General features: G+C 63.6%; 14 protein-coding genes. 8 read left to right on the plus strand and 6 right to left on the minus strand.

From position 1 onward, the window contains the following. Nucleotides 1-218 precede the first annotated feature (218 nt). Complete coding sequence (locus ACK41X_RS18135; protein ID WP_409726202.1) at nucleotides 219-1088, plus strand: MBL fold metallo-hydrolase; 870 nt, start codon at nucleotides 219-221, stop codon at nucleotides 1086-1088. 62 nt (nucleotides 1089-1150) lie between these two features. Here the strand turns inward: ACK41X_RS18135 and ACK41X_RS18140 are convergent, their stop codons facing one another. Together ACK41X_RS18140 and phaC are read right to left on the minus strand one after the other, a co-directional pair. Then, nucleotides 1151-1561 carry an MAPEG family protein gene (locus ACK41X_RS18140; protein WP_409726229.1) on the minus strand — a complete coding sequence of 137 codons (411 nt, stop codon included), beginning with the start codon at nucleotides 1559-1561 and terminating at the stop codon, nucleotides 1151-1153. 133 nt (nucleotides 1562-1694) lie between these two features. After that, nucleotides 1695-3503: a class I poly(R)-hydroxyalkanoic acid synthase gene (gene phaC, locus ACK41X_RS18145; protein ID WP_409726204.1), complete on the minus strand. Its 1809-nt coding sequence runs from the start codon at nucleotides 3501-3503 to the stop codon at nucleotides 1695-1697. Between the two features lie 89 nt (nucleotides 3504-3592). Between phaC and ACK41X_RS18150 the strand changes: the two genes are divergently transcribed. The 6 genes from ACK41X_RS18150 to ACK41X_RS18175 all read left to right on the plus strand — a co-directional run bounded on the left by ACK41X_RS18150 (nucleotide 3593) and on the right by ACK41X_RS18175 (nucleotide 10937). Then, a complete protein-coding gene (locus ACK41X_RS18150) occupies nucleotides 3593-4219 on the plus strand; it encodes a hypothetical protein (protein ID WP_409726206.1) in 627 nt (208 codons plus the stop codon). A gap of 107 nt (nucleotides 4220-4326) precedes the next feature. Next, on the plus strand, nucleotides 4327-5550 hold the full coding sequence (locus ACK41X_RS18155) for an LL-diaminopimelate aminotransferase (protein WP_409726208.1): 1224 nt from the start codon (nucleotides 4327-4329) through the stop codon (nucleotides 5548-5550). 30 nt (nucleotides 5551-5580) lie between these two features. Next, nucleotides 5581-6897, plus strand: coding sequence for a homoserine dehydrogenase (locus tag ACK41X_RS18160; protein ID WP_409726210.1), 1317 nt, complete (start codon nucleotides 5581-5583; stop codon nucleotides 6895-6897). A 53-nt stretch (nucleotides 6898-6950) separates the two neighbouring features. After that, nucleotides 6951-7946 carry a class II fructose-bisphosphatase gene (glpX, locus tag ACK41X_RS18165; protein ID WP_409726213.1) on the plus strand — a complete coding sequence of 332 codons (996 nt, stop codon included), beginning with the start codon at nucleotides 6951-6953 and terminating at the stop codon, nucleotides 7944-7946. Between the two features lie 131 nt (nucleotides 7947-8077). Continuing rightward, nucleotides 8078-9916: a single-stranded-DNA-specific exonuclease RecJ gene (gene recJ / locus ACK41X_RS18170; RefSeq protein WP_409726215.1), complete on the plus strand. Its 1839-nt coding sequence runs from the start codon at nucleotides 8078-8080 to the stop codon at nucleotides 9914-9916. Nucleotides 9917-9950: 34 nt separating this feature from the next. Then, nucleotides 9951-10937, plus strand: coding sequence for an ABC transporter substrate-binding protein (locus tag ACK41X_RS18175; RefSeq protein WP_409726217.1), 987 nt, complete (start codon nucleotides 9951-9953; stop codon nucleotides 10935-10937). Nucleotides 10938-11050: 113 nt separating this feature from the next. Here ACK41X_RS18175 and ACK41X_RS18180 read toward each other — a convergent pair whose 3' ends face one another. The 4 genes from ACK41X_RS18180 to ACK41X_RS18195 form a co-directional block, all read right to left on the minus strand. Beyond that, nucleotides 11051-11848 carry an ABC transporter permease gene (locus ACK41X_RS18180; protein WP_409726219.1) on the minus strand — a complete coding sequence of 266 codons (798 nt, stop codon included), beginning with the start codon at nucleotides 11846-11848 and terminating at the stop codon, nucleotides 11051-11053. Then, entirely contained in the window at nucleotides 11827-12597 is a 771-nt protein-coding gene (locus ACK41X_RS18185; RefSeq protein ID WP_409726221.1) for an ABC transporter permease, read from the minus strand. Before ACK41X_RS18185 ends, ACK41X_RS18180 begins: the two co-directional genes overlap by 22 nt. Then, nucleotides 12594-13460, minus strand: a complete 867-nt coding sequence (locus ACK41X_RS18190) for an ABC transporter ATP-binding protein (protein ID WP_409726223.1) — start codon at nucleotides 13458-13460, stop codon at nucleotides 12594-12596. The genes ACK41X_RS18185 and ACK41X_RS18190 overlap by 4 nt, the downstream gene beginning before the upstream one ends. Before the next feature lie 70 nt (nucleotides 13461-13530). Next, nucleotides 13531-15318, minus strand: coding sequence for a thiamine pyrophosphate-binding protein (locus ACK41X_RS18195; RefSeq protein ID WP_409726225.1), 1788 nt, complete (start codon nucleotides 15316-15318; stop codon nucleotides 13531-13533). 241 nt (nucleotides 15319-15559) lie between these two features. Here ACK41X_RS18195 and ACK41X_RS18200 point away from each other — a divergent pair. Next, a partial coding sequence (locus tag ACK41X_RS18200; protein ID WP_409726227.1) for a LysR family transcriptional regulator occupies nucleotides 15560-16054 on the plus strand: 495 nt, incomplete at its 3' end.

A 16054-nucleotide genomic window follows, 5' to 3' on the forward strand; every position in this document is an offset into this window, starting at 1 on the left:
TTGCGACGAGGCGGCAGAGGATGAGCAGGCGGGTTTCGTTGGCGAGCAGCTTGAGAAGCTGCGCCGCTTCGCCTGCGCGCTGTTCCAGAATTTCCATCGCGGCTGCCGGGACGGCCATCGGTTTGCCTTGGGTTCTTATATTACGTATTGCTAAATTAGAATGCATGAATATATTTGTCAAGGCAGCAACGACCGTAATCCATCAAGGAGACCCAGCCATGACCACCACGCCGGAAATCAAGGCCTTTTTCGACGAACCCACCAATACCGTGAGCTATCTCGTGGCCGATCCTCAGACCAGACAGGCAGCGGTGATCGACCCGGTGCTCGACTATGACCACAAGAGCGGCAAGGCCGATGTGCGTTCCGCCGACGCGATCCTGAAATATGCCGCAGACAAAGGCTTCACCATCGCCTGGGTGCTGGAGACACATGCCCATGCCGACCATTTGTCAGGCGCGCCGTATATCAAGACCAAGACGGGCGCAAAGGTCGCGATCGGCGAGCACATCAAGGATGTGCAGCGCATCTTTCGCCCGGTGTTCAATGCCGACGATGTGTCGGGCGACGGCAGCGAGTTCGACAGGCTGCTCGCCGACGGCGAGACATTGAAGATCGGCAATCTCACGGTCGAGGCGATCTATACGCCGGGTCACACCCCGGCCTGCATGTCCTACAAGATCGGCGATGCGGTGTTTGTCGGCGATACGCTGTTCATGCCCGATTACGGCACCGCGCGGGCGGACTTTCCAGGCGGCAATGCCCGCACACTCTACCGGTCGATCCAGAAGCTCTTGGCGCTTCCGCCGGAGACGAGGCTGTTCATGTGCCACGATTACAAGGCGCCGGGCCGCGACACCTATGCCTGGGAGACCACAGTCGGCGAGGAGCGCGCCAACAACGTGCATGTCGGCAAAGGCGTCACCGAGGACCAGTTCGTGGCGATGCGCGAGAAGCGCGACGCAACCCTGGCTGCGCCGGTGCTGCTGCTGCCGTCGATTCAGGTCAATATCCGCGCCGGCAAGTTTCCGCCGGCGGAATCCAACGGCGTGCACTATCTGAAAATCCCGGTGAAGCTCGCCTCGTAACGCGCGCGTTTTGATACGAAAATCGAAACGAAGGGCCGCCAGGCCGGGCGGTCCTTCGCAGTCTACACGATCCGGAAGATCGCCAGCACCAATACGACCTGGGCCAGGAAGCTGACGGTGAAGGCCAACGTGCGCAGGACTGGCACGCCGAGCGCATAGACAATGGCATGCGCGAGCCGCGACCAGAAATAGACCGCGCAGGCGATGGCGGTGGTGCGGGTCGAGATGTCGAGCGTGTTCAGGATCAGAACCAGCGGTGCGAATACGGCGAGATTGTCCACCGCGTTGGTGTGGGCGAAGTACAGCCGCTGCGCCCAGGGTGATTGCGGCTTGTCTTTGGCCGAGGGATTGTCCAAGGTCGCCCACAATCCGCGGACCATGATGCGATCGAGCACATAGGGCAGCCAGACCACCAGCGTCAGCAGGCAGGTCATTGTCAGCCAGAACAATTCCTTCGAAAGCTGCCCCGTCATTTCGCCCAGCACGCTCGCCTCCCGCGATTCCCCAACTGCTCCGACTATAGCCGCCGCTCAATTTGACCGATAGGGCGCATGCATGCCGGTGCCCGTTTCAGGTGCATTGGTGGAGGCAGGTCTGCGGCCGCGCTCAGGATTTCACCTTCACATAGCTGCCTGGCGCATCCTCGATCGGACTGAATACGCCGCCGCCCGGCTCGCGCGCGGGTACGCGCTCATCGCCTTGCGCCCTGATCCATTCGAACCAGTCCGGCCACCACGAGCCCGGATGCTCTTTGGCTTTTTTTATCCAGGCTTCGACGTCGGTTCCGGTGGGCTTCGGACCGGTCCAGTATTGGTACTTGCCCTTCGCCACCGGGTTGACCACGCCCGCGATATGGCCTGAACCGGACAGGACGAAGCGCACCGGGCCACCGAAATATTTCGAGCCGAGATACACCGATTTGGCCGGCGCGATATGATCCTCGCGGGTCGCCAGATTGTAGATCGGCACTTTGACCTTCTTCAGATCGAGCGCGACATTGGCGACCGTCATCTTGCCCTTGGTGAGCGCATTGTTGAGATAGCAATTGCGCAGATAGAACGAGTGGTTGGCGGCCGGCATGCGGGTCGCGTCGGAATTCCAGTACAGGAGATCAAACGGGAAAGGCGCCTTGCCGCGCAGGTAATTGTTGACGACATAAGGCCAGATCAGATCGTTCGACCGCAACAGGTTGAACGCGGTCGCCATCTTGGTGCCTTCGAGATAACCCTTTTCCTGCATCCGCGCTTCCAGCGCCTCGAGCTGCTCCTCGTCGACGAAAACCTTGAGGTCGCCGGCATGGCGGAAATCGACCTGGGTCGCAAAGAAGGTCGCCGACTTGATCCGGGAATCGTTGGTGGCCGCCATATAGGCGAGGGTGACGGCGAGCAGCGTGCCGCCGACGCAATAACCCGCCGCATGCACTTCCTTCTCGCCGGTCGCCTGTTCGATCACGTCGAGCGCGGTCAGCGGGCCCTCTTGCATATATTCCGCGAAGCCCTTCTGGGCGAGCCGCGCGTCGGGATTGACCCAGGAGATCACGAAAACCGTGAGGCCCTGATCGACGCACCATTTGATGTAGGACTTCTCCGGCGTGAGATCGAGAATGTAGAATTTGTTGATCCAGGGCGGCACGATCAGCAGCGGCGTCTTCAGCACCGTTTCGGTCGCCGGTGCATATTGGATGAGCTGCATCAATTCGTTCTGGAAAATCACCTTTCCGGGGGTGAGCGCGAGATTGCGCCCGACTTCGAATTTCGTCGGATCGGACTGGCGGATCTTGAGATTGCCGCGCTCGTCGATGTCCTCGCGCAGCATCGCCATGCCGCGCACCAGATTCTCGGCATGGGACGATAAGGTCTCGCGCAGCAATTCCGGATTGGTCAGGACGAAATTCGATGGTGACAGCGCATTGGCGATCTGGCGGATATAGAACTCGGCCTTCTGACGGGTATGAGGATCGAGCGCCTCGGCCTCGGCGACCAGCTGCTCGGCCCAGTTTGTCGACAGCAAATAGAGCTGCTTGAGGAAGTCGAAGAACTGGTTGTTCGACCATTCCGGATCGGCGAACCGCTTGTCTTTCGGATCGGCCTGCACCACGGGCTCGGCCGGCTCCCCCGCCATGCGGCGGACCGCGCTGCCCCATAATTCGAGATAGGCGGCGCCGAGCCGGCGCTGCAATTCCACCGCGCGCTGCGGATCGGACAGCCAATATTCCAGAACCTGGCCGAGCGTCTTGATCGCATCGCGGATCTGGTCCGGATAGTCGATCGTCGCCTTGCCTTCTTCGCGTGGCTTGAGATAGGCGGCGAGCGCCTTGCCGCTCTGTTCGACAAGACGCGCAACGTTGGCGGCGAAGCGTTCGATATCGACGCTCGTCGCCTCTGCCACAGCCAGCCGGTCCGGCGCTTTGTTCATTGCCCCACTCGAATCCTGCCACGGCCACAGGCGCCGGCCGCAGTTTCCTCCCGCAAGATGACCGTCTTTGGACGGCGCCTGTGACAGGTATGGACGTTAACCGCCCATTCTTTCATCCTTGCTTTGGTCATATTAGCCAGTTACGCGCTCACTTTCCCGTCAGAACGATGCCGCAGATGCCAAATCGCCGCATGAACCGCTGCATGGAGGATGCATCTCCCGTGCCGGGCCGCCTGTTTCGCTGCGCGGTGGTGGCGCTGGCGATGTCGGTGTCCGGTTGCTCCACCGCGCAGATCGACGCCATCCCGCAGGAGATCGGTGGTCTGCCGGCGAATGCCCCGGCGCGTCCCGCGCAGGCGCCTGACTTTCCAGCAGTCCACGAAATGCCGCCGCAGCGCGCATCGGCGCTTCTTGATGCAGAGCAGCAAAAGCGGCTGGAGGCAGATCTGATCGCTATTCGAAACCGCCAGCCCAACCAGCAGAAAAACATTGCGCGCGAAAAGGCGCGGGCCGAAAAGCAGGCGAAGTCTGGCGAGACGGGCAAAAAGGCCGGCAAAGGCAGCGGCAGAGACAAGAAAAAGAAAAAGCCGGGTCAGGCAAGCGGCGCGGCGGCCGGTCAGGCCGCGATCCCAGCGGGCGGAACCGCGTCGCCCCCGGCCGGAATGCCGCCATGGCCGTTGCCGCCCCAGACCACTGGCGCAACCCCGCGCCCGTGATAAAAGCAGGGCATTGGCCGGCCATTTGAATCGACGAAAACTCCCGTTTCCGGCACGGGGATTGCCCGAAGGGCCTCTGACGAAGCTTGGCGCCAAGGACTGCTTCCATGGATGAATTCTACCGCGTCCGCCGACTGCCGCCGTATGTGTTCGAGCAGGTCAATCGCGCCAAGGCGGCCGCCCGCAACGCCGGCGCCGATATCATCGATCTGGGCATGGGCAATCCGGATTTGCCGGCGCCGGCGCATGTGATCGAAAAGCTCAAGGAAACCCTCGGCAAGCCCCGCACCGACCGCTATTCGGCCTCCAAAGGCATTCCCGGGCTGCGACGCGCGCAGGCGGCCTATTACGAGCGCCGCTTCGGCGTGAAGCTCAATCCGGAAACCCAGATTGTGGCCACGCTTGGCTCCAAAGAGGGCTTCGCCAATGTGGCGCAGGCGATCACCGCGCCCGGCGACGTCGTGCTGGTTCCCAACCCGAGCTATCCGATTCACGCCTTCGGATTTCTGATGGCTGGCGGTGTGATTCGTTCGGTTCCTGCCGAACCAAATCCGGATTTCTTTGCGGCGCTGGAGCGCGCTTTGGTGCATTCGATCCCGAAACCGATCGCGGTCATCGCCTGTTATCCAGCCAACCCGACCGCCTGCGTCGCAAGCCTCGATTTCTACCGCGACCTCGTGGCGTTCGCGAAGAAGCACGAGATTCTAATCCTGTCCGATCTCGCTTATGCCGAGGTCTATTTTGACAACAATCCGCCGCCGTCGGTGCTGCAGGTGCCGGGTGCGATCGACGTCACCGTCGAATTCACCTCGATGTCGAAGACCTTCTCAATGCCGGGCTGGCGCATGGGCTTTGCGGTCGGCAACGACCGCGTTATCGCCGCACTCGGCCGGGTGAAATCCTATCTCGATTACGGCGCCTTCACGCCGGTGCAGGTGGCGGCGACGGCGGCGCTCAACGGCCCGGACGATTGCATCCGAGAAATGCGCGAAATCTATCGGAAGCGGCGCGACGTAATGGTCGACAGCTTTGGCCGCGCCGGCTGGCACATACCGTCGCCTGCGGCCTCGATGTTCGCCTGGGCCAGGCTGCCCGAGCCGTTCCGCGGCATGGGCTCGGTCGAGTTCGCCAAGCTCCTGGTGGAAAAGGCCGATGTCGCGGTCGCGCCGGGCATCGGCTTTGGCGAGCATGGCGACGAGTATGTTCGGATCGCGCTCGTCGAAAACGAGCAGCGCATCCGCCAGGCCGCGCGCAACATCCGCCGCTTCCTCGATACCGGGATCGACAAGCTGCACAACGTCGTCCCGCTCGCCAACGCCACCCGGCGCTAGCACAAAACTCACGCGTTATTGGATCTGGACATGGTCGCGCCCCTCAAGGTGGGTCTTGCCGGCTTAGGTACTGTCGGCGCTTCGGTTGTCCGGCTGATTGGCGGCGAACAGCTTGCTGCGCGCAGCGGGCGCAAGGTCGAGATCGTTGCTGTCACCGCACGCAACAAGGGCAAGGATCGCGGCGTCGATCTCTCAGGCACGCGCTGGATCGACGATCCGGTGGCGCTCGCTTCGGATCCCGGCATCGATGTCTTTGTCGAATTGATGGGCGGGGAGGGCGATCCAGCCAAGGCCGCAATCGGGGCGGCGCTGAAGGCCAAGAAATCGGTGGTGACCGCCAACAAGGCGCTGCTGGCCAAGCACGGTCTGGCGCTTGCAGAACTCGCCGAGAGGAACGGCGTGGCGCTGAATTTCGAGGCCGCGGTCGCCGGCGCAATCCCGATCATCAAGACCCTGCGCGAGGGCTTCGCCGGCAATTCCTTCGCGCGCATCTACGGCATCCTGAACGGCACCTGCAATTACATCCTGACGCGGATGGAGCAGGAGAAGCTGTCCTTCGCCGAATGTCTCAAGGACGCACAGCGGCTCGGCTATGCCGAGGCCGATCCGACCTTCGACGTCGAGGGTTACGACACCGCGCAGAAGCTCGCCATCCTCGCCTCGATCGCCTTCGGCACCAGGGTCGATTCGGACTCGATCTATGTCGAAGGTATCTCATCGATCGCGCCCGCCGATCTCGCGGCGGCCGACGAACTCGGCTACCGGATCAAGCTTCTCGGTGTTGCGGTGAAAACCGAGAGCGGCATCGAGCAGCGCGTGCACCCGACCATGGTGCCCAAGGACTCCGCCATTGCTCAGGTGATGGGCGTCACCAATGCGGTGACGGTCGACGCAGAGGGCATCGCGCCGATCACCCTGGTCGGGCCCGGCGCAGGCGGGCTGGCGACGGCGTCTGCGGTTGTTGCCGATATCGGCGATATCGCGCGCGGGCTGCGCGTGGCTCCATTCGGGCGGGCGACGGATAGCCTCACGGTCGCCGGCAAGGCCCCGATGCAGTTGCATGAAGGCGGCTATTACATCCGGCTTCTCGCCGTCGACAAGCCGGGCACTGCCGCCACCATCGCGACGCGGCTTGCCGAGCAGGACATCTCGCTTGAATCGATTGTGCAGCGCCATATCGGCCCGCAGGGCGGCAGCGACGCCAAGACCGCCGCCGGGCCGGTTCCGGTCATCCTGATCACCTATGCGACCACCGAAGACGCGGTTCGGCGCGCGCTCGACGCGGTGAAGGCCGACAGGGTGATCTCCGGCGAGCCGCAATTGATCCGCATCGAGAAAAACCGATAGAACACAACGGGTAACGAATGTCGGCGGCCGTGCCGGCGGGAAGGGGCAGCGATATGGCGTCGACGATCACCGTGGCACCCAATCAGGTGCTGGAGCGCGTTCTCTCCCTTGAGATCGTGCGCGTGACCGAACGCGCGGCGGTGTCGGCGGCGCGCCTGCGCGGTCATGGCCGCGACAAGGCCTCGGACCAGGCGGCGGTCGATGCGATGCGTCGCGAGCTGAACAAGCTGCCGATCGACGGCACGGTGGTGATCGGCGAAGGCGAGATGGACGAGGCGCCGATGCTGTTCATCGGCGAAAAGGTCGGAAATAAAGGCGGCTTCAAGGTCGATATCGCGGTCGATCCGTTGGAAGGCACGGTGCTGTGCGCCAAGAATATGCCGGGCGCGATCGCGACGCTGGCGATGGCCGATGCCGGTACGCTGCTGCATGCGCCGGACTGCTACATGGACAAGATTGCAATCGGGCCGGGTTATCCGAAAGGCACGATCGATCTCGATGCGCCGCCCGAAGAAAACATTGTCAATCTCGCCAAGGCCAAGGGTGTCAAGCCCTCGGAGATCACCGCGATCCTGCTGGACCGGCCGCGCCATGCCGACATCATCGCGGCGGTCCGCAAGACCGGCGCTGCGGTGAGCCTGATCTCCGATGGCGACGTCGCAGGCGTGATCCATTGTGCCGAACCCAAAACCGGGATCGACATCTATCTTGGGATCGGCGGCGCCCCGGAAGGCGTGCTGGCGGCGGCGGCGTTGCGCTGCATCGGCGGGCAGATGCAAACGCGGCTGGTGATCGATTCGGAGGCCTTGCGCGAGCGCACGCTGAAGATGGGCATCACCGATCCGAAGAAGAAATACGAGATCGAGGACATGGTGAAGGGCGACTGCCTGTTCGCCGCGACCGGCGTCACCTCGGGCGCCATGCTGTCTGGCGTGAAATTCGGCAAGAACATCATCGAGACCGAGACGGTGGTGATGCGCTCGGTCACCGGCACCGTGCGCTATATCCGCGCCGAGCACCGGCAGTTCGACAAGTTTCACCTTGACTGAGCCCCGATCAGGACCGGCGCAAGAGCCGGCCTGAAAAACCGTAAGCGTGTCCTGGGCGACGATCTGCTGGCTTGGCCATGCGGATTGCTTCAATATCGTCCGCTCTTCTGTGACAGCCGAATCGGTCCTCGATGTCCTTGGCCTTGCCAGCTTTTTCCGCACTGCCGGACGCGCAGCCGCGCTTTTTTCTCGGCGTTGAAAAATCGGTGCGCGGCCTTGCCTGGCGTGACCGGCTGGACGCGCGCGGCAATGCGCTAGCGCTCGCCATCGCACAACACCATGGCGTGCCGGAGATGCTGGCGCGCATTCTGGCGGGCCGGGGCGTGAATGCAGCCGATGCCGAGAGCTATCTCGATCCGACGGTGAAGCGCCTGATGCCGGACCCGGACACGCTGACCGGCATGCGCGAAGCGGCCGCCCGCATCGCCGACGCGATTCAGCGATCCGAGTGCGTGGCGATTTTCGGCGACTACGATGTGGACGGGGCGACCTCATCGGCGTTGCTGGCGCGCTATCTCCGCCATGTCGGACTTGATCCGATCATCCATATTCCGGACCGGCTGTTCGAAGGTTATGGGCCCAATGTCGATGCAATCCGCGCGCTGGCCGACCGCGGCGCGACGCTGCTCGTTACCGTCGATTGCGGCACCACATCCACGGAGCCGCTGACCGAAGCGAAGCGGCTCGGCCTCGATACCGTGGTGATCGATCACCACCAATGCGATCCGGTGCTGCCGCCGGCGCTGGCCATCGTCAATCCGAACCGGCTCGACGATCTCTCGGGTCTCAACCATCTCGCCGCGGTTGGCCTCGTTTTCATGACGCTGGTCGCAGTGAACCGCGAATTGCGCCGCCGCGGTTTTTTCGACGGCCCGCGCAGCGAGCCCGATCTGCTTGGCGCGCTCGATCTGGTCGCGCTCGGCACGGTCGCCGATGTCGTGCCGCTGAATGGATTGAACCGCGCCTTCGTCTCAAAGGGCCTGATTGCAATGCGACGGCGCGAGAATTTGGGCCTCACTGCGCTGATGGATGCCGCGCGGCTCGACGGTCCGCCCGAGCCCTATCACCTCGGCTTTCTGCTCGGGCCGCGGATCAATGCCGGCGGACGCATCGGGCGCGCCGATCTCGGCGCCACTCTGCTTCTCGAACAGGACGCGACCGAAGCCGGACGCATCGCGGCCGAACTTGACCGCCTCAACCGCGAGCGCCAGGCGATGGAGCTTCACATGCTGGCCGAAGCCGAGGCAGAGGCGCTGGCTTCGCTCGGTCTGGAGGAGAAAGGCGCGGTGGTCGTCACGGCGGCGCAGGGCTGGCATCCCGGCATCGTCGGCCTGGTGGCGGCGCGGCTGAAGGAGAAATTCGGCCGTCCTGCCTTTGCCATCGCGCTCGGCGCCGGGGGCGTCGGCACGGGATCGGGCCGTTCGATTGCCGGCGTGGATCTCGGGCGCGCCGTGCGGCAGGCGGTGGCAGCCGGATTGCTCGAGAAGGGCGGCGGCCATGCGATGGCGGCCGGGGTTACCATCCGGCGCGAACGGCTCGCCGAATTTCGCGCTTATCTCGAAGCTGAATTGGGCGATGCAGTGGACGTGGCGCGGCGCGACAACGCGCTGGCGATCGACGGGGCGCTGAGCGCTGCGGCGGCCAGCCTCGACTTTTGTGCGCAGATCATGCGTGCGGGTCCGTTCGGCGCGGGCAATCCGGAGCCGGTTTTCGCGCTGCCGGCGCATATCGTCGCATTCGCCGATGTGGCCGGCGGGCAGCATATCCGCGCGCGGCTGCGGAGTGCCGACGGCGCCTTTATCAACGCGGTGGCATTCCGCGCAGCCGAGACCGAACTCGGCCGCGCCCTGATGGCAGGGCGGGGGCAGGCGATGCATGTGGCCGGCACGCTTTCCGTCGACCGCTGGCAGGGCGCGGAGCGCGTGCAACTCCGGTTGCTCGATGTGGCGCGGGCTGATCACATCGGCTAGGACTGCCGCATCGGCCTCAAGAAAGTATCAGTGAATGTCCAAGCTCAATCTCTCCGTCGCCATCGGCGATTACGACCGCAACCGCCCGCTGATCGACGGCGTCGTGCAGATCGACGGCGTCGATCCGGTTTTCATGACGCTGTCGCCGGAGGAGATTTTCTTTCGCGCCTTCAAGACCGTCGATTTCGACATCTGCGAATTGTCGCTGTCGAGTTCCACGGTCAAGACTGCAGACGGCAATTTTCCCTATGTCGGCATCCCCGCCTTCCTGTCGCGCTGCTTCCGTCACACCTCGATTTATGTGCGCACCGACCGCATCAAGAAGCCGCAGGACCTCAAGGGCAAGCGCATCGGACTGCCGGAATATCAGCTGACCGCGGTGGTCTGGGCGCGGGCGTTGCTCGAGGACGAGTTCGGTGTGAAACCGTCCGACGTGATCTGGGTGCGCGGCGGCATCGCGCATGCCGGGCGGCCGGAAAAGATCAAGCTCAACCTGCCGAAGAATGTGCGGCTGGAAGACGCCCCGGAAGGCAAGACCATTTCCGGCATGCTGGCGTCTGGCGAGATCGACGCCTTCATGGCGCCGCGCGCGCCGGCCTTGCCGCCGGACACGCCCAATGTCGGCTGGCTGTTTCCCGATCCGGAGGCTGCTGCGAAGGAATACTACGGGCGCACGAAAATCTTTCCGATCATGCATATCGTCGGGGTGCGCAAGACGCTGGCCGAGAAGCACCCTTGGCTGCCGGCCGCCGTGTTCAAGGCGTTCGAGCAGTCGAAGGCGATTGCGATGGAGCGGCTTGCCGATGTGTCGGCGGTGAAGGTGACGCTGCCCTTTATCGAGGAGCGGATCATGCAGGCGCGGGCGCTGATGGGCGACGATTACTGGTCCTATGGCGTGCCGGCCAACCGGCATGTGCTGGAGACGTTCTTTCGGCACCATCATGCGCAGGGGCTGTCGTCACGGCTGGTCACCCCGGAAGAACTATTCCATCCGGCGACGCTGGAGAGCGTGAAGATATAGAGCCGGGGCGCCACGAAACGGCGAATCCGGAAGGCCAAAGCCGGCTGCCTCTTGCCATTTCCTGAATTCCGGGGCCGGCGCTCGCGCGCCGTCCCGGAAAGACCAGGCCTCCGCTAAAATCGCTTGATGCTGTCGAGGCCGCCGAGCCGGCCGACGATGGCGTTGGCACCGATCGCGAGCACAAATAGCACAATCAGCATGGCGTACATGCGCGGCATGTCGAACAGGCTGTAGGCCTGGATGATCAGAAAGCCGATGCCGCGGTTCGACAGCTTGGTTTCCGCCAGCAGCGTACCGATCAGCGCGACGCCCATGCCGAGCCGCACGCCGTTGATGATCGGATGGCGCATCGCCGGGAGATAGACCTTGGTTGCCATCTGCCAGTGATTGGCGCGGAAGCTTTTTCCCACGCGGATCAGCACCGGCTCGATCTGGCGCATGCCGGCCGCAACGGACAGTGCGATCGGGAAGAAGCATGACAGCGTGCCGAGCGCGATCTTGGAGGGCGGGCCAACCCCGAACCACATGATCATGATCGGGAAGAAAATGATCTTCGGCGTCGGACCGAGATAATAAAGATAAGGCTCGTAGGCGCGGCTGAGGAAGCGGTTGCCACCGAGGATGAGCCCGACCACGATGGCGCTGAGGCCGCCGATCAGCAGCGCGGTGCCAACCTCGTAGGCCGTGACGCCGAGATGCCAGTAATATTCCGGGTTGGTGAGCAGCGCCACGATTGCCCTGCCGATGGCGAACAGCGACGGCACGACATCCTGATAAAGCAGGCCCGATCGCGCCAGCGCCTCCCAGCCCGTCAGCACGGTAACGATGATGACGATACGGACCAGCGTCACCGGCCTGATCGCCGGTCCGCGAATCTCGGTCGTTTGTGTCAGGCGGCCCGCGTCAGCCATCGCTCGAACCACTCCACGACAATGAAGAAGCAAACGCTCACCAGGATGACGAAGCAGATCGCGGCATAGGTGCCGGCCAGATCGTAGCGTTCGGCGAGGTCGTTGATGAGCTGACCGAGCCCGCCGAAATTGATCAGAAACTCCACGCCGACCACATTGATAAGGGCGAAGATCAGCCCGAGCTTGAAGCCGGTGAAGATGGTCGGCAGTGCCGATGGAAACTGGATTTTCCAGAACAACTGCCAGGGCGTGAGATTGAAGCTGCGGCCGACATTGATCAGCACGCGCTTGGTACCTGAGAGGCCCTCGATGGTTTTCAGGATCACGGCCGGAAGCCCGGCAACAAATCCCATCATGATGATGGTGGTGGCGGAGCGGCCGAAGATCACCATGAAGAGCGGATACATCAGCACGGTCGGCGCGGCGGCTGCGGCCGCGACCCAGGTCTCGGTCGCCTGCCGCAGGATGTTGACCTTGTAGAGCAGGGTGCCGATGGAGATGCCAAACACCGCGAGCAGGGCGGCCGCCGAGACGCATTCCTTCATCGTCAGCAGGAAGCGGTCGACGATCTGCTCCTCCATGATGACGCGCTCGAAAGCCCGGAAGACATCGGAGGGTGGCGGCACGATGAAGCGGTTGAGCACGCCGGTCTCGACGAGGATCTGCATCAGAGCGATCAGCGCCGCGACGGTCGCCAGTCCGACGAGGATCGGCGCGGTGCGGGAGCGGGCGAGGGCGGCCGCGTTCACGTGCGCCGCCCCGGCGTCAGACGTGCGCGGCTTTCGTCGTCGGAGAGACCGCGGCTCGCCTCCTCGCGCAGGTCAGCCCAGATCTGCGCAACGTAATGGCCGAAGGCGTCGCTGCCGACGATTTCGGAGGTGCGCGGCCGCGGCAGATCGATATCGACGATGCGCTTTATTTTGCCGGGCCGGTAGGTCATCACCATGATCCGGTCGGACAGTTGCACGGCCTCGGTGATATTGTGGGTGATGAGCAGCGTGGTCTGCTTCAGCTCCTGCTGAATTTGCAGCACCTTGTCGCCAAGGAGAAGCCGGGTCTGCTCGTCGAGCGCGGCGAAGGGCTCGTCCATCAGCAGGATTTTCGGCTCGGAGGCAAGCGTGCGGGCGAGCGAGACGCGCTGGCGCATGCCGCCGGACAATTCGGACGGATAGCGGTTCTCGAAACCGTCAAGCCCCACCATCTTGATAAAATGCCGCGCCTTGTCATGGCGCTTCGCCTTCGGCATGCCCTCGATTTCGAGCGGAAACGAGACATTCTCGATCACGGTCCGCCAGGGAAAAGTGGATTCCTCCTGAAACACCATGCCAACCGACGCATGCGGGCCGGTGATACGCTCGCCGCCGACCGTGACCTCGCCTTCGTAATCGCCGAGCAAGCCACCCACCACGTTGAACAGCGTAGACTTGCCGCAGCCGGACGGACCGATGATCGCAAGGAATTCGCCTTGCTTGACGGATAGCGAAACGTCGTCGACCGCGGTGACGACCCCTTCGGGGGTGCGGAAATGCTTGGTCACATCCTTGACGACGAGGATGCTGTCGTCGCCGGATTGTGCCGATGCGGGCCGGATTGCGGTCACGGTTGCTGCCATTTTGTCCCCAAGCGTTGCCTCTCCACAGTGCTCTTTATGCGGCGTCCTTTGGCGTCGCTTCCGGCGGCGCTCAATCGGATTTTCTTGTCATGACCGCGGTCATAGACGGAGCATAGCCCGGTTCGACCCGCACATCGACCACCGCCACCGCGCCGCCTTCGACCGCTTCGATCGCCGCTTTCAATGCGGCTGCAAGTTCTTCGCCGGTTCGGACCGGGCCGAAGGCTTCGGCGCCCTGGGCGCGTGCCATCGCGGCAAGATCGATATCGGGATCGGACATGCGCTGCCCGATCCAGCGATTTTCCACCGGACGGTTGCGCATGCGGGCAACGCGCTCCTGGTGCAACTCGTCATTGAAGAAGGAGCGATTGTTGGCGATCACCATAAGCAGCGGAATGCGGTAATGCGCCGCTGTCCAGAGTGCGGTGACGCCCATCAGGTAATCGCCGTCGCCGCAGATTGCGACCGGCAGCCGGCCCGAGCCTTTCAGCGCCAGCGCCGCGCCGACCGAGATGCCGGGTCCGCCGCCGACGCCGCCGCCGCCGTCCGAGCCGAGGAAATCCAGCGGATCCCGGAACGGCCACCACGCGCCATTCCAGGACAGCGGCAGGTGGGTCAGCGAGACCTCGCGCGTGCCGACCGCCTGCCGCACAGCATAGGCGAGATGCTCGACCTGTAGCCTCTCACTCTCCGCAGGCTTCGTCATGGCGCGAGCCGCAACGGGCAATACGGCCGGTCTTGCCGGCGCACCGATCGCACGCGACAGCGCGATCGCAGCCTCGTCAGGATCGGCGGCGATGAGCAGATCGACCGGCGGCAGCGCCTGATGATCCATGCTCCAGCCATTGTGGATGTTTTGGTCGAGCGAGGCCGAGATCACATTAGCGTTCGACTTTGCCGCCTTCAGCGCGCCGCCGAGCTCGACCCAGTCGAGGCTCAGGATCACGTCCGCCGCGGCGAGCGCTGCCAGCCCATCGGCGTCAGGAAGGAGCATGCCGGGTGCGCCGACATGCAGGGGATGATCGGTCGGAAAGGACGCGCCGATCTTCAGGTCGGTGAGCACGCGCGCATTCAGAGCCTCGGCCAGCGCAACGCGGGCATCCCAGGCGTCGCGCCGGCGCGAAGCGCGGCCGGCAAGAATCACCGGGCGTTTTGCCATCCGCAGACGCTCGGCGGCTTCCGTCACCGCCTGCGGATCGGGCGCAGCTGCGATGCGCGGGCGATAGCGCGACACGTCAATCGGCGGCAGCGGCTCTGCGAGCTTCGCCTCCTGCATCTCGGCATCGAGATTGACATAGACCGGTCCCTGCGGCAGCGCATTGGCAATGTTGGTGGCGCGGATCAGCGCCTCGCGCGCGGCGGCAGGCGAGGCGGGCTGGTCGTCCCACTTCACATAGCCGCGCACCAGCGCGCCCTGATCCCGCGCGGTATGGATCCAGTCGATCCAGGGCCGGCGCTTGTCAGCATCGACCGGCCCGGTCGCGCCCAGCACCACGACCGGCATGCGGTCGCACCAGGCATTGAAGATCGCCATGGTGGCGTGCATAAGCCCGACATTGGAATGCACGATCGCGCCCATGGCGCGGCCGGTGACCTTGGCATAGCCTTGCGCGATCGCCACTGCGCTTTCCTCGTGCAGGCAGAGCAGCATCTTTGGCCGCTCGTTGCCGAGATAGTTGACCAGCGAGTCGTGCAGGCCGCGATAGCTCGCGCCCGGATTGAGCGCGACATAGGGAATCTGCAGATCGCGCAGCGTTTCGGCGACCACGTCGCTGCCAAAGCCTGCCGCATTCACGCCCGCCGGTACCGGCGTTTCGACCTTGGCGGCGCCCTGGGGGGAGGGAATCTGCTTGTTCATGCGCGTGAAGAATCTCCGTTCGTCTCCGCGAAAGCGAGTTGAGCGGGCGGGAAATGATGACGTTCCGCCTTGGCGGTAACGAGCGGATGAGTAAAGCTCATGGCGTTCCGTCCCTGATCGGGCCTTTTCGCCCGCGTTGTTGCGTCAAGCCTAGCACTTTGACATTCGTTTATAGAAGCCGATAAATGTGAACGTCGTTGTTGCATCTGAGTAAACAATCGCGATGGACCGTCTGCGATCAATGGAAACCTTCATGCGGGTCGCGCGCTCCGGCAGCTTCACCGTGGCCGCTAACCAGCTCGGCCTGTCGCGCGCTTTGGTGTCGCGCCATGTCGGCGTGCTGGAAGACCGGCTGGGTGTGCGGCTGTTGCATCGCACCACGCGCTCGCTCAATCTGACCGAGCAGGGGCGCGCCTATCTTGCCTTCTGCGAGCGGCTCTTCCGCGACATCGAGGGCCAAGAACGCGCCCTGATTGAAACCCCGGCGGAGCCTGCGGGCACCTTGCGTATGGCCGCGCCGAAATCCTTCGGCGCCCTGCATCTGTCGGATGCGATCATCGCCTTCGCGCGGGCCAATCCGAAGCTGCATGTGCAGGTCATTCTTGAGAACGTGTGGTTTCAACCGACGGATTTCGGCAAACGCGGCTTCGATCTTGCGCTGCAATTCTCATCGCCGCGCAATGCTTCGCTTGCCGAAACGCCGATCGCCGCGATGGACTGGGTGGTTTGTGTCGCG

Origin of the sequence: Pseudorhodoplanes sp. (genome assembly GCF_046289595.1) — a bacterium.
Taxonomy (GTDB): domain Bacteria; phylum Pseudomonadota; class Alphaproteobacteria; order Rhizobiales; family Xanthobacteraceae; genus Pseudorhodoplanes.